Source organism: Paenarthrobacter sp. 10L420 (assembly GCF_056395385.1).
The window spans coordinates 148,915-169,193 of record NZ_JBFTJK010000005.1; the positions used below are offsets into that span (position 1 = coordinate 148,915).

Below are 20,279 nucleotides of genomic sequence, written 5' to 3' on the forward strand. Positions count from 1 at the left end.
GCCCTTGACGCAGGTCGCATTCGCGATGCATAGTTTCGTATACGATTTCGTACTTGATCCAATCTCGTGTTCTGGCCTCTCAAGGCCATCCAAGCCGTTCCCGCTCTGCAGTAAGGACCTCAACGATGACGACCTCAGTAGAAACCGCCAGTCACCCAATCCCGGAAAACCTGCCCACGCATCTCCAGCACTTCATCAACGGCGATTTTGTGGATTCGGTCTCCGGCAAAACGTTCGACGTGCAGGAGCCGGTCTCGAACCAGAACTACGCGACGGTCGCCGCTGCCCAGCCGGAAGACGTAGACTTTGCCGTCGCCGCAGCCAAACGGGCCTTCAAGGAAGGCCCGTGGTCGAAGATGCTGCCCCGCGAACGCTCCTGCGTGCTGCACAAGATCGCCGACATCGTCGAGTCCCGCGACGACGAGCTGGCCCTCCTTGAGAGCTACGACTCCGGCCTGCCCATCACCCAGGCCAAGGGTCAGGCGCGCCGAGCGGCGGAGAACTTCCGTTTCTTCGCTGACCTGATAGTGGGTCAGGAGGACAACGCGTTCAAGGTCCCCGGCCGTCAGATCAACTATGTGAACCGCAAGCCGATCGGCGTCGCAGGACTGATCACGCCGTGGAATGTCCCCTTCATGCAGGAGTCGTGGAAGCTCGCTCCGGCCATCGCAACGGGCAACACCGTGGTCATGAAGCCGGCCAGCTACACCCCGCTCTCCGCCGTACTCTGGCCTGAGATCTTCCGCGAGGCAGGCCTGCCCGACGGCGTCTTCAACCTGATCTTCGGCTCCGGAAGCGTAGCCGGCGACTACCTGGTCAAGCACCCCGACGTGCCGATCGTTTCCTTCACCGGAGACAGCTCCACCGGCGCCACCATCTCCACCGCAGCCGCGCCACAGTTCAAGAGCCTCTCACTCGAGCTTGGCGGTAAGAGCCCGGCCATAGTCTTCGCCGACGCCGACATCGAAGCCGCCCTCGACGCCACTGTGTTCGGCGTCTTCAGCCTCAACGGAGAACGCTGCACCGCCGGTTCCCGCGTGCTCGTCCAGCGCGACATTTACGACGATTTCGTGGCCCGCTTCGCCGAGCGCGCGAAAAACATCGTGGTGGGCCTCCCAAGTGACCCCGCCACCGAGGTGGGTTCGCTCGTGCACCCCACCCACTTCGACAAGGTCATGAGCTACATCGAGATCGGCAAGACCGAAGGCCGCCTCCTCGCCGGCGGCGACCGCGCCGAAGGCTTCCCCGAGGGCAACTACGTTGCCCCCACGGTGTTTGCCGACGTCGCGCCTGACGCGCGGATCTTCCAGGAGGAAATCTTCGGACCCGTCGTGGCCATCACCCCGTTCGAAACCGATGAAGAAGCCCTCGCCTTGGCGAACAACACCAAGTACGGGCTCGCCGCCTACGTCTGGACCGAGAACCTCAAGCGCGCACATAACTTCGCTGACGGTATCGAATCCGGCATGGTGTGGCTGAACTCCAACAACGTCCGCGATCTCCGCACCCCGTTCGGCGGAGTCAAGGCTTCCGGTCTCGGCCGTGAAGGCGGCTACCGTTCCGTCGACTTCTACACCACCCAGCAGTCGGTGCAGATCAACCTCAATGAGGCCCACTCCCCCCGTTTCGGCACGGGCAAGTAGGCCCTCGCCCTTTCAACGAAGAGAGAATCCCATGAGCAACCCCTTCACCGGCCCCATCCCCACCCCCACGGTGCCCGCGCCGGACATCGTGCGCTGCGCCTACCTCGAACTCGTGGTCACGGACCTCGCCAAGTCCCGTGCGTTCTACGTGGACCTGCTCGGCCTGCACGTCACCGAGGAAGACGAGAACACCATCTACCTGCGCTCCTTCGAGGAGTTCATCCACCACAACCTGGTCCTCCGCAAAGGACCGGTCGCCGCTGCCGCTGCCTTCGCCTACCGCGTGAAGTCCCCGGCCGAGGTGGACGCTGCCGAGGCCTACTACCGCGAACTCGGCTGCCGGGTTGAACGCCGCAAGGAAGGCTTCACCAAGGGCGTGGGCGACTCCGTCCGGGTGGAGGACCCGTTGGGCTTCCCGTACGAGTTCTTCTACGACGTGGAGCACGTGGAGCGCCTCACCCAGCGCTACGACCTCTACTCCGCCGGCGAACTGGTCCGCCTTGACCATTTCAACCAGGTCACCCCGGACGTGCCGCGCGGCCGCAAATACCTCGAAGACCTCGGCTTCCGCGTCTCCGAAGACATCAAGGACTCCGACGGCGTCACGTACGCCGCGTGGATGCACCGCAAGCAGACCGTGCACGACACCGCCCTGACCGGCGGGAACGGACCCCGCCTGCACCACATCGCGTTCTCCACACACGAGAAGCACAACATCATCCAGATCTGCGACAAGATGGGCGCCCTGCGCATCTCCGACCGCATAGAACGCGGCCCTGGACGCCACGGCGTGTCCAACGCGTTCTACCTCTACATCCTTGACCCGGACGGCCACCGCGTGGAGATCTACACCCAGGACTACTACACCGGCGATCCGGACAACCCCACCGTCACGTGGGACGTCCATGACAACCAGCGCCGCGACTGGTGGGGCAACCCCGTGGTCCCGTCCTGGTACACCGAAGCCTCCCTGGTCCTGGACCTCGACGGCAACCCGCAGCCCGTCATCGAACGCGAAGAAAAGTCCGAAATGGCCGTCACCGTCGGAGCCGACGGATTCTCCTACACCCGTCCCGAAGGCGCCTCCGGCGAGGCGACCGAGGGCTTCAAACTCGGAGCACAGGTCTAGTCCACAACCAACTGACGGGATTCCCGTCAGCCACCGACCCCGATGGTTGAGCCTGAAGCTACCTCTTCCAGCAGGCTCAACCATCGACCCCAATCATTCCCGAGGAAACCACCCATGACTGCTTCTCCCGCCCTCTCTCCCACAGTTTCACCAGACCGGGAAACGTCCCTGCTGGCGTCCGTGCCTACCGGTTTGTTGATCGGGGGTGAGTGGCGGGACGCGTCCGACGGCGGGACGTTCGAGGTGCACGATCCCTCCACCGGGGAGGTGCTCGCCACCCTCGCCTCCGCCACCAGTGCCGACGCGGTCGCAGCGTTGGACGCAGCCGACGCCGCCCAGTCCTCCTGGGCACGGACCGCGCCCCGGACCCGGGCCGAGATCCTCCGCCGCGCCTTCGACCTCGTCACCGAACGCGCCGAGGACTTCGCCCTGCTGATGACCCTGGAAATGGGCAAACCCCTGCCCGAAGCACGCGGCGAGGTCAGCTATGGTGCTGAGTTCCTGCGTTGGTTCTCCGAAGAAACCGTCCGCGACTACGGCCGCTACCTCACTACACCCGAGGGCAAAAACAAGATTCTGGTCCAACACAAACCCGTCGGACCCTGCCTGCTGATCACCCCCTGGAACTTTCCCCTGGCCATGGCCACCCGCAAAGTCGCCCCCGCCGTCGCGGCCGGCTGCACCATGGTCCTCAAACCCGCCAAACTCACACCGTTGACGGCCCAGTACTTCGCCAAGACCATGCTCGACGCCGGCCTGCCCGCCGGAGTCCTCAACGTCGTCGCCTCCTCCAGCGCATCCGGCATCTCCGGACCGCTGCTGAAGGACTCCCGCCTGCGGAAGATCTCCTTCACCGGCTCCACCCCCGTCGGCAAGCGGCTCATGGCCGACGCCTCCCAGAACGTCCTGCGGACCTCCATGGAGCTCGGCGGGAACGCCCCGTTCATCGTGTTCGAAGACGCAGACCTGGACAAAGCGGTCGAGGGCGCGATGGCCGCGAAGATGCGGAACATGGGCGAAGCCTGCACCGCCGCCAACCGCTTCCTCGTCCATTCCTCGGTCGCTGAGGAGTTCACGGCCAAGTTCGCCTCCGCTATGGGCGCTTTGGTGACCGGCCGCGGCACCGAACCCAACACGCAGGTCGGTCCGCTGATCGACGCCGGCGCCCGGGAGGACGTCCACGCCCTGGTCAGCGCCGCCGTCGACGCCGGAGCCGTTGCAGTTACGGGCGGTGCGCCCGTGGACGGACCCGGCTACTTCTACCAGCCCACCGTCCTGGCCAACGTCCCGAACGACGCAGCGATCCTGGGCCAGGAAATCTTCGGCCCCGTCGCCCCCGTCACCACCTTTACCAGCGAAGAGGACGCCATCCGCCTGGCCAACGCCTCCGAGTACGGGCTCGCGTCCTACCTCTACAGCAAGGATTTCAACCGGCTCCTGCGCGTCGCGGAGCAGATCGAGTTCGGCATGGTCGGCTTCAACGCCGGCGTCATCTCCAACGCCGCGGCACCCTTCGGCGGGGTCAAGCAATCAGGCCTCGGCCGCGAAGGCGGCTCCGAAGGCATCAACGAATACACCACCACCCAATACATCGGCATCGCCGACCCGTACGCACCGTAAGATACGGCGGGCCCGGCAAAAGCCGGGCCCGCCGTATCGCTGGCACAAAACTATCCCGGCTTCTGAAGCCTGGCGAGCATGCGACCGACTTCCACAACCGCAGGCCTTATTCTCGTCACATCGCTAATTGTGAGGAATTGCAGCATGAGACCGTCCAGGGCGGCAAAAGCGGCGAGGGAGACCTCATTATGTGTATCGATCCCTTTCTTAACAAGAGCCTGTTCCACGGTTCGCACGTAATTCTCATACAGCCGACTAACCATTTCCCGGATCTCGGGATTGCGGCGGGATTCGAGGATCATCTCGAATTGAAACAACTGAAGTTCAGGTTCTGCGCCCACCGAGCTGATCAGGGCGTCTGCAAAACTCTCGTCAAAGTCCGCAATACCTTCCAGGCCCGTCTCCTCGATGGAGCGATGCACGGCCCACTCCATCGTGGCCGCGAGCAGGCCATCGAGGGATCCAAAGTGATGAGTCACTAAAGCGTGGTTAACCCCCGCCCGGGAGCCAACGGAACGGTAGGTCACCCCACGGAGCCCTTTCTCGGCTACGACGCTGATGACAGCGGCCAACAAAGCGTCACGGCCATCGCCATAAGGCAATTTGCGAGGCTGGGAAGTCATGGATTGATCCTACCGGGGAGCAGACAGGGCTACAGACTCCAGCAGGATCCCGGCTTGCTGGGCCGCCTCCATTCCGCTTTCGATGGCACCGTCGATGAAACCACCCCAACCATTGGCTATGTCGGAGCTGGCGAAAAGGACGCGCCCATGCGGCTTCTGCATCCCGGCCAAGTGACGAGACAAGAACCCCGCCTTGTGCATGGGCCACGTCTCACCCGAATATTCGTCCCCGGCCCAATCATGAGTGGCGACGTCGAGAACTTCGGCGGCGGGAAGAAGCCGTCGCAGCTGATGCTCGACGGCCGACACGTCAGTAGAGTCAATATTGCTGGCATCAGGACCGAACGCGACTATGACAGTGTCACCATTCACTTCGTACTCGCTCTGGAAAAAGTTAAGGGGCCAGTCAGCTCCGCCCAAGGCCACAAACGGTTCATGGATCCCCCGTAGTCGTACCCAAATTTTTGTCCCCTTCGATACTTGGCCGCGTACCATCGCTTCCTGTTTTAGAGCCGGGAGCTCAGGATGGAATACAACCTTTTGCAACACGGGCAGCGGCATTGTCACGATGGCAGCAGCGGCAGTAACGGATTCCCCGTTTCGATCGGAGACAGTCACGATGCCTCCGTCTTCGCTTATCTCAGCAACTGCGAATCCGAAGTCAATTTCCGCGGAGGAGTCTCGGAGGATGGCCTGGGCCAAGGCTCCTGTTCCGCCGACGATTTTGTAGGTGGCGCACGCTTCAAAAGAGACACTCCAGTCTCCGTTCGTCAAAGCGACCCATCGGAGTGCCTGGGTAAACGCGGCCTCATCAAGGGGTCCGTTGAAATTCAAGGCCCAGAAGGACTCCAGTATTTCCCGGCTGGCTCCCGGGGGAAATTCCGAGCGGATCCGATCCTTGACTGTTACATTGTCCACTTCGCGGAACGCGTCAGTGGCCAGTGGCGTGAAAGGTTCGGGGAAGTAGTGTCGCGCTTCCCGTACGAATTCCTCATTGCCCGACCCAATGAGATTCAGCAGCTCCTCAGGGTCTCCCTCGTGGCGAGCTCCCGCCGCCCACCACATGGCTTTCTGCGGTTGTGGGCTGGGCGTCGTCGCCAACCCGTAACGTTTCAGCTCGGCCCAGATATAGGGCTGCGTCCAGTGGACCCAGGTTCCACCGATTTCAAGATCCCGGCCCAAACGCCGGTCCAGCCAGGTGCGTCCACCGATCCTGTCACGCGCCTCCAGGATTCGCACCGTAAGGCCTTGGCGTGCGAGCTCGCGGGCAGCTGTAAGTCCGGCGAATCCGGCTCCGATAACGACAACGTCGACGTCGGTGGTCTCCATTGCAGGTTCCTTTCCGGCCGTTAGGAGTAGACGAAGAACTCGACGGTGGGCTCGTGGACTGACCAACGGGTCTTGGCCCCCTTGTTAAAGGACGCCGCCCCGCCAGGAGTGAGGTTGTAAGACTGTCCGCCCTCGACTTCGATGGTGAGACGCCCTTCGAGAATCGTGATGGTCTCATCAGCCTCAATGAGCAGATCGAAGGGTTCAGGGGCTTCCTCAGGGGTTACATGCCAGAATCCACAGGCCAGCGCGGGTCGTTCCCCGTCACCAAATCTGCGGATCCATTGAACGGATCCAAGTTCGAACGCTTCATTCTTGCCCTGGTCAAGGGCATCGGAAACAGTGAAGGCGGCGTTGGTCATTTTGACTCCAGATGGGGTGTAGGCAGCTCTATCGTGAGCTTGGGAAATCGGTAGCCTTCGGGCCACAGGCGTGATTGTCATCACTCACCATGATCTAAGCAATTGCTTAGTTTCCTGTCAAGGCCACCACCCACGTGGATAGGATCAGTGCTATGGGCAATCCAAGCGGCGCAACAAAATATGGAACCGGCAAGGACGCACTCCTCAGGGCTGTTGTAGTGGTGGTGTCGGAGAAGGGCCTGCGCGGATTGACCTTTAGGTCGGTCGCAGAGTGCGCAGGAGTCAACAACTCCCTGGTAGCCCATCACTTCGGGACTCGTGACGCCTTGATAGCGGCCGCACTGGAATGGGCATCAGAGCGCTCCATCAGCGCTTCCAGGCTGCGGGAAGCCGTCACCGCCGGGCAGTCCTTCACGGACTCGCTGCTCGATCTACTCCTGGAGGATCCCGAGCTTCAGATTTTTCAGTACGAAATGATCCTTGAGTCGCGGCGGCGCCCGGAACTCCGCGCCGGGGTGCTGGCGTTGTACGAAAGCTACATCGAAGCGCTCACTGAAGGCCTCGACGCTTCGGGCGCGTCCTGCAATTCCCGGGTTGTGGCCCGCATGCTTTTCGCGACACTCGACGGATTGGTCCTTCAGTACCTTTCCGGCGTTGCGCGCCAGCTAATTCAAGCGTCCCTTGAGGAAGTCCATGGGGTGCTACTGCGGCAGGGACTGTCACCGACGGCCGCAGATTCAGCACCCTGAGGGGTTCAAGCGGCCCCAGGCCACACTGACTGATTCGCCTCTCTGATGCGTCGAACTTAGCGGTCCACGGATGCCCGAAATCGACCCTTGACACTCCAAACTAAACATCTGTATAGTTTGGATTGTGGGCAGGATCACTAAAAGGCTGCCTGTCCTACACAGCATCGATCGACTTCCCCTCTCGCACTGCGCATCGGCGCGCAGAGCAGGCCTCCCCATCTCCCCATCACATGGCCCGTTGCGCCGGGCATTATGAAAGAGCCAATCCATGAATCAAGAATCAAGCCGCACCTCGGCAAGTCTTGGACTCGATGAGCACGCATCAACCACTCCGCCCATCCGCCTGAAGGCCAACAAACTGGGTGTCATCGCCGTTGCCTTTTTTGCCATTGCAGCCGCGGCGCCGATGGCTGCAGTCGTCGGCGCGAGCCCGGTCCTGTTCTCAGCGAGCGGACCCGGGACACCCGTCATCTACGCAATCGCCGCGTTGTTGGTTGCTTTGTTTTCTGTTGGCTACCTCAGGATGAGCCGTCACATCACCAACGCGGGTGGTTTTGTTGCCTATATCGCGAAGGGCCTGGGAAACAAGTGGGCAACAGGAGGCGCCGGAATCGCCATTCTGACCTACCTCAGCCTCCAAGTTGGTCTATGGTCGCAGTTCGGCGTCTTTGCGCAGCAGCTCGTGGAAAGCCTGACCGGCCTCGGCCTCCCCGTCTATTTCTGGATTGTTGCCATCCTTGCCATCACCACCTTCCTTACGATGCGCGGCGTCGACGCGAGCCTGAAGGTTCTCGGCGTCCTGATCCTCGGCGAAACCCTGGTGGTGGCCGCGCTGGTTGTTTCACTCATCGTGCAAAAAGGATTCGGAGTCTTCACGTTCGAGGGGTTCACCGGCTCCAGCATCTTTGGGCCTGGTTTGGGCATCTCGCTCCTGTTCGCCTTCGCCTGCTTCACCAGCTTTGAAGCCACGGTGGTCTTCGCCGAGGAAGCTAAAAACCCCCACCGCACCATTCCCAGGGCGGCCTACCTGGTGATCGGTTTCATTGGTGTCTTCTACGCACTGTCCACCTGGGCCATCAGTGGAGCCATCGGCATCGACAACATCCAGACCGTTGCCACGGAGAACCCCTCAGGGATGATCTTCGACCTGGCCGAATCCAGCGCGGGCACCTGGCTTAGTATCGCCATGCAGATCCTGGTGGTGACGAGCTTTATCGCCATGCTTTTGGGCCTGTCCAACATGTTCTCCCGCTACTTGTTTGCACTGGGCCGGGCCGGCGCGTTGCCAGCCAAACTCAGCTCAGTCTCCAAGACTGGAGCCCCCTCATTCGCAGGACTCATCAACGCGGTGGTCGTTCTGGTGATCATCAGTATCTTCCTGCTAGCCGGGGCGGACCCCATCACCACGGTGTTTGCATGGTTCGTCGCGTTGGGCACCGCTGGATTCATCTCCATACTGCTGGTTACATCCGCGGCCATCGTCGTCTACTTCGCGCGGAAAGGAACCCGGGACAACATCTGGGTCACCGTCATCGCACCCGCGTTATCCTTCCTCGCCTTCGTCGTCGTCGGCTATCTCACCCTGGACAACTACGATGTCCTGCTCGGCGGCGCCGGAGGGATCGCAAAGTGGCTGCTCCTGGGCATCCCGCTTCTCTTCGTGGCCGGTTGGGCCCGTGGCCTGCGAAAGCCGTCCATCGACTACGCCGCGGAAATTGTCTGAGTCCCCGGCAAATTCCTGCACTCCCACGAACGAAATCACTAGTACGACAGGAAACACCTATGAACTGCGCCGAAATTCAGGATTACATTCCAGAGAACGAATGGCCCCCCGTTTCGACAATGCTTGACGGATTCGGAGACCAGACACTGCCGGCATCTCCGGCATTCTCAGGAACCACACTCCGCATCCCTGCCCAAGGCGGCAGTTCGGCGGAGTATTCCTTCCAGGATTCCTCCACGGTTATCTGGATCAATTCCGGCCCCGACAGCGAAACCAGCGGCACGGCAAGTTACAAGGCTATCGAGGCCCGTCCGGACATCTTCATCGTTGACTTCGTCCGCGGGGAAGGCACCGACGCCGAGAACGTCACCCTTGTTGTGGACAGGAACACCGGCGCCGTAACCAGTGGCGTGTCCACGTTCCGGGTTGTCAACGGCAAGACCCGCAGCACCACCGAATTCAGCCAGACCAACATCCATGGCACCGACGTCCTCCACCAGCGATCCTCGGAACTGGTGGGCAAGCGGGTCTTCTACCGCTACAGCGACGTCGAGACCTATGAACACATCTACCTGAACCCCGGCACCTTTACCTGGAACTGTGTCCGCGGCGGCGAAGCCGGACTTGCCGATACCGATCGTTGCATGACCTGGGACGTCGCCGAAGACCTGTTCATCTTCTTCTGGACCGAAAAGGTCATGACGGTAGAAGCCGTGCTACTGGTTGACCTGCGGGAAGAACGATCCATCGGCCGCATGTTCGGATGGGACGATCCTGCCGCAGAACCGGTAGTCCTGCCCTTCAACTCCCGACTGACCGTCCTGAACACCACCGAATACCCCCAGGACACACACAAGCACTAGCCACACCCCGGGGATGCCCAACCAGCCATGGGCACCCTGGGCACAACTTCGGCGATGGAGCACTTTCATGGACATGCATTTGACCGACCGCGTAGTCATGGTCACCGGAGGAGGATCCGGCATAGGCCGTGCCTGCGTGGAGGCTCTGACTGCTGAAGGCGCCAAGGTCCTGATCGTCGACCGGAACACCGAAGGCGAGGAAACCGCCGCCCAGCTCCGGGCGGCAGGCCACCATGTGGAATTCGTGCAGACCGACGTGTCCAAGGAGGCCGACATCGAGTCGGCCCTCAAGACCGTTGAGCGCATCTTCGGACGATTGGATTCAGTAATCGCATGCGCCGGAGTGTCAGGGCCGGTCGGACTCAACGCGACACAGGTGTCAGTTGAAACCTGGGATCATGTCATGGCCGTCAATGTCCGTGGAAATTTCCTTGTAGCCAAGCACTCCGTCGGACTGCTGTCCAAAAGCCCGGAGCCGTCCATGGTCCTCCTTGGGTCGGACTCCGCGCTGGTTGCCTTCGCGGGGATGACGCCCTACAGCACGTCCAAGGGCGCAGTGCTGATGCTGACCAAATCCCTCGCCGTAGACCATCCCCTGATCAGGTTCAATTGCCTGTGCCCCGGGGTTGTGGACACCCCAATGTCAAGGACAGACCTGTCACGGCCGGAAGGTTTCACAGGCTCAAACCTGCCGGTGATCCGTCCCGATCAGATTGCACGTCATGCCGTCTTCCTGGCCTCTCCGGTCAGCGCGCCTATCAACGGAACAACCTTGGTGGCAGATTTTGGCTACACGGCACGGTCAGCGATGCCCGCGCTGGATTTCAGCTGACAGATAACCGTCCACGCTCAGCCGCGGACCACCCTTACCAACAAGAGGAGCATTCAATTGGAAACCTACGACTCCCTGCTTTCCCGAATTGAACCGGCGCACGGCCAAGCCAGCCGAACCATTTTTGACCCGGCTACCGGCAAACCCGTGGGAGAAGCCCCGATCCACACCATCGATGACCTCGAGACTGCCGTAGCTGCCGCTGTTGCCGCGCAGCCGGCCTGGGCTGCCTTGGGCCACGACGCCAGGTCCGCTGCCCTTATGAAGGCCGCCGACGCTGTCGAGCGTTCCGCCGAAGAGCTCGCTCAACTCCTCTCGCGCGAGCAGGGCAAGCCCCTGAACGGTCCCAATGCCCGTTTTGAAGTAGGCGCTTGCGTCGCGTGGCTTCGCGCCACCGCAGCGCTGCCGCTGGAACCTGAAACCATGGTCGACGACGGCGAAACCCGGGCTGAACTTCACTACCGCCCTATCGGCGTCGTTGGTGCCATCGGCCCCTGGAACTGGCCCATGATGATCGCGGTCTGGCAGATTGCCCCGGCGCTTCGCATGGGCAATGCCGTCGTCGTGAAGCCTTCCCAGAACACACCGCTGAGCGTCCTGGCATTGGTTGCCGTCATCAACGAAGAGCTACCCGAGGGGCTGCTCGCAGTTCTGAGCAGCGGTCGCGATGTCGGATCCCGCCTCACCGAACACCCGGCCATCGGAAAGCTCATGTTCACCGGCTCCACCGCAGCTGGACGGGCGATCATCAAGTCGTCCGCCGATACTGTCAAGCGGCTCACCATGGAACTGGGCGGAAACGACGCCGGCATTGTCCTGCCCGACGCCGACCCCAAAGCCATTGCCGAGGACCTCTTCTGGGGTGCCTTCATCAACACCGGACAAACCTGTGCTGCCCTCAAGCGGCTCTACGTTCACGACTCCATTTACGACGCCGTGTGCGAAGAACTGACCAACGTTGCCAAGGCCATGCCCATGGGAAACGGCCTGGACGAAAACAATGTCCTGGGACCCCTGCAAAACAAGGCACAGTACAACGTGGTCGACGAACTCGTGGAGGCAGCGAAAGCGTCAGGGGCCCGCGTACTGATCGGCGGTAACCCCGACCATGAGCAGCCTGGCTTCTTCTACCCAACAACCCTGGTAGCGGACATCGACAACAACAACCCGCTGGTGGCAGAGGAACAATTTGGTCCGGCACTGCCGATCATCCGGTACACCACCGTTGACGAGGCCGTCGCCAAAGCAAACGCGCTCGACGTCGGACTCGGCGCCTCAGTGTGGTCCTCCGACGTGTCCGCCGCACGCGAGGTTGCGGCCAAGCTGGAAGCCGGGACCGTCTGGATCAACAGGCACGGCGCCGTGGATCCCCGGATCCCCTTCGGCGGTGCAAAACAGTCAGGCTACGGACTCGAATTCGGCGTCGAAGGCCTCAAAGCCCTGGGCGTCCCCCAGGTCATCAACGGCTGACACGAGTCATCTGAGGTGAGGGGATGCACATCCGTACAGGGCGTGCATCCCCTTGCCAGTGGCCGGACTCCCGCTGTGGTTGAAACTACACACACCGCTATCGGACAGAAAGGCACGCAGTGAAGAACACCAGTAAGCCCGTAGCCATCGTGACCGGCGGAGGCACAGGCATAGGCGCCGCCGCAACCGCCGCCCTGCGCTCGGACGGATGGGATGTCGTCATCTGCGGCCGACGACCAGCCGCCCTGGAAGACACCGCCTCGCAAACTGGCGCGATCCCCGTTGTGGCCGACGCTTCAACAGAAGAGGGCGTGCAGAAGGTCGTGCGAGAAACACTAACCAAATTCGGATCCATCAATGGCCTGGTCCTGAACGCCGGCATTGTCCGGCCCGGCAAGGTAGGGCAACTAGACGGTCAAGACTGGGATGCCATGATCCAAACCAACCTGACCGGTCCGTTCCTCCTGACCAAGGCAGCCATGCCATACCTCATGGAGACGTCGGGATCCATCGTAGGAGTGGCTTCCGCGGCAGCACTGAGGGCAACAGGAGGCATCCCCGGATACAACGCATCAAAGGCCGGACTGACCATGCTCATGCAGTCCGTTGCTATTGATTACGGCCATCTGGGTGTGCGCGCAAACGCCATTTGCCCAGGCTGGACCCGCACGGAAATGGCCGACATGGAGATGGAGGAATACGGGGCGGAGCTGGGCCTCGAACGCGAAAACGCTTATTCGACTGCCACGGCATTTGTCCCTAGTCGACGGCCTGCTGAGGCAAAGGAAGTGGGCAACGTCGTCGCTTGGCTGCTCTCCCCTCACGCGTCCTATATCAACGCGGCCGTCATCCCGGTCGATGGTGGAATGGTAGCCGTCGATCCTGGATCGCTGAGCCTGGACCCCCGGGTCCGCATCGACATCAGAGATGCTCGATCGCTATAGCTTCACCCAATTCCTCAGCTCTCAGCCTGCCTGCTTTTGTCGGTCACAGGCAGGCTGGAGCTACTGGAAGGATCTGAGTCTTGACGGCTGCTTGCCGGTCAACCAGCGTCCGGTGTCCCTGCCTGGTATGGAATTAGTGAGTGGTGACGTTGACTACTTCCGTGATGGCACCCACGGGGAAGTTCGTGTAGCTGGAGAAGTCGAAGCCGTTGTACCCAAAGATCTTGCCGTCTGTTTTTAGTCGGTACATATCGATGAGAATGACGCCGAGGGTAGGGACGATCTTTTCACGCCAGACGAACAGATACAGAGCCTCAGCGATTTTGATGTAGTGAGAGCGGTCGGTGTCACCCAGACCGGCTTCTGAGCCCTTGATGCAGTGCCACGTGTAGAAGTTGTTGTTCAGGTAAACGTGTTCGTATACCTCTTCGGGGCTGTAGTGGTAGCGGTTCCTTAGCCCGATAAGTTCGTCGGTGGGGGCGTGCGCGGTTCCGCCCTGCTTCCCACCCACTGAGCCGTGAAGAATGGCTGCTTCAACTCCGGTTAGCGCCGTGCCTTGGCGTGCCCTGTCGTAGGCGCTGATGGAAGTGGCTTGCTCGTCAGGGAGTACTCCCTCTATTCCTGACCAACAGTGGATCGGAGGCCAACGAGCTCGCCCTGCGGATCGCGCGACAACACACCGGGAACACCGGCGTGCTGGTTACAGATTTCAGCTACCACGGAAACACGACCAGCCTGGCCGAGCTGACAACGGGATTGATGGTGCGCGAACCACTCGGTTCCCATGTCGGGCCCCTCCGGATTCCCGACACTCACGGCGTTGCAGAGGCCGACGTGCCCGCATTGCTTAAGCAGTCCTTGTCTGACGTTGACGCCGCCATCGCATCACTTCAAGCCACGGGGCATGGCATCTCTGCATTCCTTTTTGACCCCCTCTTCTCCACCGAGGGGCTTCTGCAGCCGCCCGCCGGCTACATCGAGGGCGTCGCCGACCGTGTCCGCGCCGCAGGAGGCCTCATCATCTCCGACGAGGTGCAATCGGGCTTCGGCCGCACCGGATCCGGCATGTGGGGCTACGAAATGTTCGGCCTGGAACCCGAACTCGTAACGATGGGCAAACCCATGGGCAACGGACACCCTATCGGCGCCGTAGTCACTACGGCTGAACTGCTCGACGAATTCGGCCAGAACAACATGTTCTTCAACACCTTTGCAGGAAGCCCTGTCTCTTCCGCCGCCGGACTGGCCGTGCTGCGCTTCATGGAACAGGAAGACCTCATGGCCAAAGCCCGCCACTTGGGCGAGTACATTCGTGCCCGCCTCGAAAACATCGCTCAAGGCAGCGTCAACGTGGGCTCCGTAAGGGGGCGCGGCCTGTTCTTCGGAATAGACATCATAGAAAGTGACGGCAGCCGCACCCCAGCCCCGGGCCTGACGAAAATCCTCATCGAGGACATGCGTGAACGCGGCGTGCTCATCAGTCGTGTGGGACCCCACGACAACGTCCTGAAAATGCGTCCGCCACTTGTATTCGGTAAGGAGCACGCAGACATACTGCTCGAACAGCTCGAACTGTCACTCGGCAGCTTGTCCTAACTATCTCGCCAGCTCTCCCTTCAGCCCCTGCTTGCTGACGATCTGACGATGAAGTGCCTATATGAGTCGTTGACTCCCATTGATGATGCGCTATTCCGCGTCGCCACCTTCGTCCAAATGATCGGCGTGCTGATCCTGACCTTCGGGTTGCCGGTTAGCTTCTCGGCGGCGGCCGATGGGCAAAGCCCCAACAACATCCTTATGGTGATCGGCTACGTCATCATGAGGGTCCCACTCATGGCCTTGTGGCTCCGTGCTGCTCGACAGGACTCCAGACGACGGCAGACCAACATCGCATACAGCGTCGTCATCGGAGCTGCCCAGATTGGATGGTTGCTCACCGCAATCGTTCCCCTTCGTGCGGCTCACTCAAGTGCAAGGGTGGACGTTATCCGGCGTGGTCATTGCGGCGCCGGACTACACATTGCTGCCTTGGCCGTAGAAGACGGTCACCTGTCACTACTTCTGATCGCCGTAGCGCTCGCCGTTCCGGTCGCGGCCGTCATCGTCATGATATTTGTTACCTGGAGTGTTCTCCTCAAGTCCTTTGACCTCACGCACCTTCCACTGCTGATTGGCACCCTCATTCCGCTGGCCGCAGCAATCATCGTGGGGGCCATCGCCGGCTCCGAGGCCCACATCAATCCGAATAACCCCTCGGACGTACTCGCATTAGTCACTGTGATCGGGCTGGTGGCGCTATCCGCAGTGATCGAAGTTGTCGGCCATGAATTGGTCGGCAGTAACCACACAATCCGCGCTGTGAAGGCAAAAGCAGCTTGAACAATTTGGGTCTGAACGGCTAACGCGCCAGCAGGGTCTCCTCCTCCGAGTAGCCGAGCTTGTCCGGGTTTCGCATGGCGAAGATCCTTGCGATCCTGCCGTCCTCCACCACCAGGCTGATGAGTGACGGACCACCTGCTTCGTCGTCGATCCGGATGCCGAGGCTGCCGTTGAGCCAGAGGAGAGCGATTCTCGGGTTGAGCGCTGCCTGCGGGAAGGACCGCAGCAGATTTGTCACCTTCTTCGCGCCATATACCGGCACCCGAACCGCCTGGGCGACGCCGCCGCCGTCAGCGATGAGTACGACGTCGGGGGCCAGCACGTCCATCAAGCCCTGCACGTCCCCGGTGGTGACCGCCGCAAGGAACCGTTCGACGACTTCCTGCTGCTCGGTGCGGTCCACGCGCATGCGGGGGCGCCGGGCGGCGACATGAGAGCGCGCTCGGCTGACCAGCTGGCGCACGGCTGCCGCTGACTTGCCCACGGCCTCGGCAATCTCCTCGTAGGGCACGTCGAAAACCTCGCGCAAGACGAAGGCGGCCCGCTCCACAGGGGTGAGCGATTCGAGAACCGTGAGCATGGCGATCGAGACGCTTTCGGCCAGTTCCACGTCCTCGGCTACATCCGGCACGGTGAGCAGGGGCTCGGGCAGCCATTCCCCGACGTAATCCTCCCGCCGTCGTGACAGCGTGCGGAGGCGGTTGAGCGCCTGCCGGGTGACGGTGCGAACGAGGTAGGCCCGCGGGTCGCGGACGCCCTCGCGGACGTCGCGGCCCAGTTCGGCCCACCGGAGCCAGGCCTCCTGCACTACGTCCTCCGCATCCGCGGCGGAGCCGAGTATCTCGTAGGCGACAGTGAAGAACAGGCTGCGGTGGGCGACGAACGGATCCTGCCTGTCAGTGGCGCGGAGGTTGCTCATGCCGCTCAGGCTACTCCGTGGCCGCTGCGTGCTGCGAGCGGCTTCAGCTCACAGGACTCCGCGAAACCCTCGGATTCGATGCCGAGGGCCACGTTGCTGCGGGTCGTGAGGTTGGCGAAGCCGATGACGCTGGTCAGTTCGATCAGCGCTGGCGCGCCCAATTGTCCGAGCAACCGGGCCGACAGTCCGTCGGTCACCGAGACGGGCGTGGCACTCATGGCCTCGGCATACTCCAGGACGTCCCGCTCCAGCGGCGTGAAGACGTCGGACTCACGCCAGCACGGGATCTGCCGAGCCTTCTCCAGATCCAGGCCGTGGTTGTGCGCCATGAAGTAGTTGTAGTCCAGGCACCACGTGCAGCCGATGAACGAGGCCACGGCCATGTGAGCGTAGGACTTCAGCGACTCATCGCAGCTGTTCCACCTCTGCAGCTTCTGTCCGAAGCCCATGGATGCCTTGAGAACGGGCTGGTTGTGCCACATGACACCCAGCGATTCCGGGACTTTGCCGAACATCTTCGCGCTGAACTTCTTAATGAGTGCGCCGTAGAAACCGGTGATCTCTGCGGCCGGGATCCTGCTGGTCATGACTCCTCCTACGGGTCGGTTCTGTGTCCTACGACATGAAGACACCGCCCGGGCCCGATCTGTGACACGTCGACTTCAGGCGAAGTGCCCGCTGGCTAGAGATTCTCCCCCGGATTCCCGCCACGAACAGTCAGCGTGCCGGCCAGGTCCACGTCACTCCCCGATCCCGTGGCGCCGGCTTGCGAGAGGAGGGTCGCTCCGAAGGCTGCACTCCAGAACGTCCTGGTTTCCACGGGCATGGGTCGTTGCACTTCCCAGTGCCGTTGCTTCATAAGACGGGCAAGATAGCGTTCGGACTGGCGGAACAGCAGATTCAGATGCTGATCCACCACAGCGGCCAGAGCAGGCCGGGATGTGCCCACTGCCAAGGCGCGCACCACCAACGGCATGGACGGGAGCATCAGTACCGTGCGGGCCATGTTCCTTCGAAATGACTCGGGACCCCCTGCACCGTGGCCAATCGCCTCAACTCGTTCCGCATCGTGGAGCAATGCCAGGAAGGCTGCGTGGATGAAGAGCGAGTCTTTGGAACCGAAGTAGTAGGTCACCTGGTTGGGAAATACTTCGGCGTCGGCAGCGATCGCCGCCACGCTCACGTCACCCGAAGTGTTGGCCAGGTAAAGCTTCACCGCGCTATCCAGGATCCGACCCTTGGTCGAGTGACCACGAGCTTGCGATGGACCCCCCGGAAGACGTTTCCCCTTGCGTTCTGTGACCATGCAAGAAATTGTACTTCATACAACTATCGATATATCTTGTATGTCATACAAGAAAAGGAGTTGCCATGAAGGCACGAGATATTGCTGTGACAGGAATAGGTGCGACAACGCCCTTGGGAGGCACCGTCGACACCACCTGGGCCGCCCTCCTTGAGGGCTGTTCAGGGGTGCGGGATGTCGGATCGGACATGTTGCAGGGCAGCGGGCTCCCCGTAACCATCGCCGCACCCATGGCCACCGACCCAGCGAAGAGACTTGACGCCGTCGAAGCCAAAAGACTGGACAGGGTTCAGCAAGCCGCCATGATTGCCGCAGCAGAAGCGTGGGCAGATGCCGGTTCGCCCCAAGTTGATGGCACCCGACTGGCTGTCGCGGTAGGAACAGGTGTGGGAGGAATCGGCACACTGCTCCGGGAGGACGACACCTTGGAAAACCGCGGCCAGCGCCGCGTCTCCCCACGGGCAGTACCGATGCTCATGGCCAACGGACCCGCCGCGGCTCTCTGCATCCGCTACGGCGCCAAGGCAGGTTCATACACCCCGGTCTCGGCGTGCTCCTCGGGTGCCGAAGCAATTGTCCTGGCCGCCAGATTGATCCGTTCCGGCGAAGCTGATGTGGTCATTGCAGGCGGTGCTGAAGCCGCGATAACGCCATTCACCGTCGCTGCCTTCCTGCAAACGAGGGCCCTCTCAACACTTACAGCGGATCCCGCGTCTGCGTCGCGTCCCTTTGCCTCAGACCGCGACGGCTTCGTCCTGGGCGAAGGCGCTGGCATTTTGGTGCTGGAAAGTGCAGAGCACGCCACTGCCCGCGGTGCCACTGTCCATGCGGTCCTGCGTGGCGTCGGCATTGCCTCCGATGCTTTCCATATGACGGCACCGGCGGACGACGGCGAAGGCCAGATCACCGCCATCACCAAAGCACTCAACGACGCCGGCATGAGCCCAGCGGAGGTGGGCCACGTCAACGCCCACGCGACGGGCACCACCGTGGGGGACCTGGCGGAAGCAAAAGCCATCAAGGCCATCTTCGGCGACACCATTCCGGTGACTGCACCCAAGGCCTCCCTGGGACATCTCTTCGGGGCCGCCGGCGCCGTCGAAGCCATCATCGCAATCCGAAGCGTCGCACAGGAAGTCATCCCTCCCACCCGCAACCTTCACCAGGGAAACGTGGACTCCGGGATCGGGTTGGACGTTGTCACCGAACAACGCCGCGGAACGTCTCCGGCAGCGCTCTCCAACTCGTTCGGATTTGGCGGCCAGAATGTCAGCCTGATTTTCAGCAAGGGCTAAAGCTGTACCCGGTTCCTACTTTTCGGGGTCCCGCAGGAGGTCTTAGTGCTCGATGCAGTCACTTGACGGATACCCCGCGCACACGTGAGCGGTTCAAGATTTAAGGACACCGTTGGCTCGGTTGTGCCGGGTGCCTCCCGGGCGACAAGCGGTACCATTTCAAGAACTAAGGACGAATCATGGACCAGATTACCCTGGGCGATGTGAGCATTACCCGGGTCTGGGAATACTACGGACCCGTCGACATGACACCACAGGCATTCTTCCCGGAAAGCCCGCAGCACGCATGGGAGGACAACTCCTCGTGGTTGGTGCCGCACTTCCTGGACTCCGAGACGCAGATCGTCAATTCAGCGATCCAGACCTGGCTGCTGCGCAGCGGGGGAAAGAACATTCTCATCGACACGGGAGTCGGCAACCACAAGGAGCGGCCTTACGCGTCGGTCTGGAGCCACCTCAACACAGATTTCCTGAGTAACCTCGCCCGTGCGGGCGTTCGGGCCGAAGACGTGGACATCGTGGTGAACACGCACCTCCACATAGACCACGTCGGGTGGAACACGTACTTGGACGGCCGGACGTGGGTGCCGACCTTCCCCAACGCCACCTATCTGATGCCAAAAACCGATTTCGACTTCTGGAACCCCGCCAACGGTTACAAACCGCTGCTCGGTCGGGGAAATCAGAATGTTTTCGAGGACAGCGTCGCGCCCGTACACGAAGCAGGCATGACGTTGCTGTGGGAGGACGGCTACACGATCGACGAGAACCTGCGCTTGGATCTTGCGCCGGGACACACTCCCGGGTCTTCAGTCCTCACGCTCAACTCCGGTTCTGACCGGGCGGTGTTCGTCGGCGACATGCTGCATAGTCCTGTACAGATCATGGAGCCGGACTCGAACAGCTGCTTCTGCGAGGACCCCGCCGGTGCCAGGGCCACACGCCGCAAAGTTCTCGGCTGGGCAGCCGATAACAATGCCTTGGTGGTTCCCGCACATTTGGGTGGTTCAGGCGCAGCCGAGGTGGTCCGGGACGGGAGCAAGTTCTCCATCAAGGGCTGGGCTCCGTTCGCACCTTACTCCCAAGGCTAAGA

20 protein-coding genes are annotated in these 20,279 nt (G+C 61.6%); 13 read left to right on the forward strand and 7 right to left on the reverse strand.

The window, feature by feature from the left end; genetic code table 11:
• Positions 1-125 precede the first annotated feature (125 nt).
• The 3 genes from AC1DD5_RS10435 (at position 126) to AC1DD5_RS10445 (ending at position 4,392) form a co-directional block, all read left to right on the forward strand.
• On the forward strand, positions 126-1,643 hold the full coding sequence (locus AC1DD5_RS10435) for an aldehyde dehydrogenase (protein ID WP_477521397.1): 1,518 nt from the start codon (positions 126-128) through the stop codon (positions 1,641-1,643).
• Positions 1,644-1,674: 31 nt separating this feature from the next.
• Positions 1,675-2,772, forward strand: coding sequence for a 3,4-dihydroxyphenylacetate 2,3-dioxygenase (hpaD, locus tag AC1DD5_RS10440; protein WP_477521398.1), 1,098 nt, complete (start codon positions 1,675-1,677; stop codon positions 2,770-2,772).
• A 114-nt stretch (positions 2,773-2,886) separates the two neighbouring features.
• The gene (locus AC1DD5_RS10445) at positions 2,887-4,392 is read left to right on the forward strand and encodes an NAD-dependent succinate-semialdehyde dehydrogenase (protein ID WP_477521399.1); all 1,506 of its coding nucleotides are present in this window, start codon (positions 2,887-2,889) and stop codon (positions 4,390-4,392) included.
• Positions 4,393-4,442: 50 nt separating this feature from the next.
• On the opposite strand, the gene AC1DD5_RS10450 is transcribed toward AC1DD5_RS10445, so the two are convergent.
• The 3 genes from AC1DD5_RS10450 to AC1DD5_RS10460 are packed head-to-tail and all read right to left on the reverse strand — an operon-like array spanning position 4,443 to position 6,706.
• The gene (locus tag AC1DD5_RS10450; protein ID WP_477521400.1) at positions 4,443-5,015 is read right to left on the reverse strand and encodes a TetR/AcrR family transcriptional regulator; all 573 of its coding nucleotides are present in this window, start codon (positions 5,013-5,015) and stop codon (positions 4,443-4,445) included.
• Between the two features lie 9 nt (positions 5,016-5,024).
• Positions 5,025-6,344 carry a flavin monoamine oxidase family protein gene (locus AC1DD5_RS10455; RefSeq protein ID WP_477521401.1) on the reverse strand — a complete coding sequence of 440 codons (1,320 nt, stop codon included), beginning with the start codon at positions 6,342-6,344 and terminating at the stop codon, positions 5,025-5,027.
• 20 nt (positions 6,345-6,364) lie between these two features.
• Entirely contained in the window at positions 6,365-6,706 is a 342-nt protein-coding gene (locus AC1DD5_RS10460; RefSeq protein WP_477521402.1) for a cupin domain-containing protein, read from the reverse strand.
• 152 nt (positions 6,707-6,858) lie between these two features.
• Between AC1DD5_RS10460 and AC1DD5_RS10465 the strand changes: the two genes are divergently transcribed.
• The 6 genes from AC1DD5_RS10465 to AC1DD5_RS10490 all read left to right on the forward strand — a co-directional run bounded on the left by AC1DD5_RS10465 (position 6,859) and on the right by AC1DD5_RS10490 (position 13,287).
• The gene (locus AC1DD5_RS10465; RefSeq protein WP_477521403.1) at positions 6,859-7,455 is read left to right on the forward strand and encodes a TetR/AcrR family transcriptional regulator; all 597 of its coding nucleotides are present in this window, start codon (positions 6,859-6,861) and stop codon (positions 7,453-7,455) included.
• 268 nt (positions 7,456-7,723) lie between these two features.
• A complete protein-coding gene (locus tag AC1DD5_RS10470) occupies positions 7,724-9,178 on the forward strand; it encodes an APC family permease (RefSeq protein WP_431114868.1) in 1,455 nt (484 codons plus the stop codon).
• A gap of 59 nt (positions 9,179-9,237) precedes the next feature.
• Complete coding sequence (locus tag AC1DD5_RS10475; protein WP_477521404.1) at positions 9,238-10,041, forward strand: MoaF C-terminal domain-containing protein; 804 nt, start codon at positions 9,238-9,240, stop codon at positions 10,039-10,041.
• 67 nt (positions 10,042-10,108) lie between these two features.
• Positions 10,109-10,873: an SDR family NAD(P)-dependent oxidoreductase gene (locus tag AC1DD5_RS10480; RefSeq protein ID WP_477521405.1), complete on the forward strand. Its 765-nt coding sequence runs from the start codon at positions 10,109-10,111 to the stop codon at positions 10,871-10,873.
• 57 nt (positions 10,874-10,930) lie between these two features.
• On the forward strand, positions 10,931-12,343 hold the full coding sequence (locus tag AC1DD5_RS10485) for an aldehyde dehydrogenase family protein (RefSeq protein WP_477521406.1): 1,413 nt from the start codon (positions 10,931-10,933) through the stop codon (positions 12,341-12,343).
• A 119-nt stretch (positions 12,344-12,462) separates the two neighbouring features.
• Positions 12,463-13,287: an SDR family NAD(P)-dependent oxidoreductase gene (locus AC1DD5_RS10490; protein WP_477521407.1), complete on the forward strand. Its 825-nt coding sequence runs from the start codon at positions 12,463-12,465 to the stop codon at positions 13,285-13,287.
• Positions 13,288-13,420: 133 nt separating this feature from the next.
• Here AC1DD5_RS10490 and AC1DD5_RS10495 read toward each other — a convergent pair whose 3' ends face one another.
• On the reverse strand, positions 13,421-13,798 hold the full coding sequence (locus AC1DD5_RS10495) for a MoaF C-terminal domain-containing protein (RefSeq protein ID WP_477521408.1): 378 nt from the start codon (positions 13,796-13,798) through the stop codon (positions 13,421-13,423).
• Positions 13,799-13,950: 152 nt separating this feature from the next.
• Between AC1DD5_RS10495 and AC1DD5_RS10500 the strand changes: the two genes are divergently transcribed.
• The gene (locus AC1DD5_RS10500; protein ID WP_477521443.1) at positions 13,951-14,883 is read left to right on the forward strand and encodes an aspartate aminotransferase family protein; all 933 of its coding nucleotides are present in this window, start codon (positions 13,951-13,953) and stop codon (positions 14,881-14,883) included.
• A gap of 48 nt (positions 14,884-14,931) precedes the next feature.
• Positions 14,932-15,666 (forward strand): low temperature requirement protein A, encoded by a 735-nt coding sequence (locus tag AC1DD5_RS10505; RefSeq protein ID WP_477521409.1) that lies wholly within the window; start codon positions 14,932-14,934, stop codon positions 15,664-15,666.
• 19 nt (positions 15,667-15,685) lie between these two features.
• On the opposite strand, the gene AC1DD5_RS10510 is transcribed toward AC1DD5_RS10505, so the two are convergent.
• The 3 genes from AC1DD5_RS10510 to AC1DD5_RS10520 all read right to left on the reverse strand — a co-directional run bounded on the left by AC1DD5_RS10510 (position 15,686) and on the right by AC1DD5_RS10520 (position 17,801).
• Entirely contained in the window at positions 15,686-16,585 is a 900-nt protein-coding gene (locus AC1DD5_RS10510; protein WP_477521410.1) for an RNA polymerase sigma-70 factor, read from the reverse strand.
• Positions 16,586-16,590: 5 nt separating this feature from the next.
• Positions 16,591-17,172 carry a carboxymuconolactone decarboxylase family protein gene (locus tag AC1DD5_RS10515; RefSeq protein WP_477521411.1) on the reverse strand — a complete coding sequence of 194 codons (582 nt, stop codon included), beginning with the start codon at positions 17,170-17,172 and terminating at the stop codon, positions 16,591-16,593.
• A 95-nt stretch (positions 17,173-17,267) separates the two neighbouring features.
• Positions 17,268-17,801, reverse strand: a complete 534-nt coding sequence (locus AC1DD5_RS10520) for a TetR/AcrR family transcriptional regulator C-terminal domain-containing protein (protein ID WP_477521412.1) — start codon at positions 17,799-17,801, stop codon at positions 17,268-17,270.
• A 155-nt stretch (positions 17,802-17,956) separates the two neighbouring features.
• Here AC1DD5_RS10520 and AC1DD5_RS10525 point away from each other — a divergent pair, with 155 nt between their 5' ends.
• Together AC1DD5_RS10525 and AC1DD5_RS10530 are read left to right on the forward strand one after the other, a co-directional pair.
• Positions 17,957-19,186 carry a beta-ketoacyl-[acyl-carrier-protein] synthase family protein gene (locus AC1DD5_RS10525; RefSeq protein ID WP_477521413.1) on the forward strand — a complete coding sequence of 410 codons (1,230 nt, stop codon included), beginning with the start codon at positions 17,957-17,959 and terminating at the stop codon, positions 19,184-19,186.
• Between the two features lie 179 nt (positions 19,187-19,365).
• Positions 19,366-20,277, forward strand: a complete 912-nt coding sequence (locus tag AC1DD5_RS10530) for an MBL fold metallo-hydrolase (protein ID WP_477517742.1) — start codon at positions 19,366-19,368, stop codon at positions 20,275-20,277.
• The last annotated feature ends 2 nt before the right edge of the window (positions 20,278-20,279 follow it).

Excerpts from the sequence above, each read along its gene's own strand:
- AC1DD5_RS10435 (WP_477521397.1), top strand. The coding sequence starts at position 126 with ATGACGACCTCAGTAGAAACCGCCAGTCACCCAATCCCGGAAAACCTG.
- hpaD (WP_477521398.1), top strand. The coding sequence starts at position 1,675 with ATGAGCAACCCCTTCACCGGCCCCATCCCCACCCCCACGGTGCCCGCG.
- AC1DD5_RS10445 (WP_477521399.1), top strand. The coding sequence starts at position 2,887 with ATGACTGCTTCTCCCGCCCTCTCTCCCACAGTTTCACCAGACCGGGAA.
- AC1DD5_RS10450 (WP_477521400.1), bottom strand. The coding sequence starts at position 5,015 with ATGACTTCCCAGCCTCGCAAATTGCCTTATGGCGATGGCCGTGACGCT.
- AC1DD5_RS10455 (WP_477521401.1), bottom strand. The coding sequence starts at position 6,344 with ATGGAGACCACCGACGTCGACGTTGTCGTTATCGGAGCCGGATTCGCC.
- AC1DD5_RS10460 (WP_477521402.1), bottom strand. The coding sequence starts at position 6,706 with ATGACCAACGCCGCCTTCACTGTTTCCGATGCCCTTGACCAGGGCAAG.
- AC1DD5_RS10465 (WP_477521403.1), top strand. The coding sequence starts at position 6,859 with ATGGGCAATCCAAGCGGCGCAACAAAATATGGAACCGGCAAGGACGCA.
- AC1DD5_RS10470 (WP_431114868.1), top strand. The coding sequence starts at position 7,724 with ATGAATCAAGAATCAAGCCGCACCTCGGCAAGTCTTGGACTCGATGAG.
- AC1DD5_RS10475 (WP_477521404.1), top strand. The coding sequence starts at position 9,238 with ATGAACTGCGCCGAAATTCAGGATTACATTCCAGAGAACGAATGGCCC.
- AC1DD5_RS10480 (WP_477521405.1), top strand. The coding sequence starts at position 10,109 with ATGGACATGCATTTGACCGACCGCGTAGTCATGGTCACCGGAGGAGGA.
- AC1DD5_RS10505 (WP_477521409.1), top strand. The coding sequence starts at position 14,932 with ATGAAGTGCCTATATGAGTCGTTGACTCCCATTGATGATGCGCTATTC.
- AC1DD5_RS10510 (WP_477521410.1), bottom strand. The coding sequence starts at position 16,585 with ATGAGCAACCTCCGCGCCACTGACAGGCAGGATCCGTTCGTCGCCCAC.
- AC1DD5_RS10515 (WP_477521411.1), bottom strand. The coding sequence starts at position 17,172 with ATGACCAGCAGGATCCCGGCCGCAGAGATCACCGGTTTCTACGGCGCA.
- AC1DD5_RS10525 (WP_477521413.1), top strand. The coding sequence starts at position 17,957 with ATGAAGGCACGAGATATTGCTGTGACAGGAATAGGTGCGACAACGCCC.
- AC1DD5_RS10530 (WP_477517742.1), top strand. The coding sequence starts at position 19,366 with ATGGACCAGATTACCCTGGGCGATGTGAGCATTACCCGGGTCTGGGAA.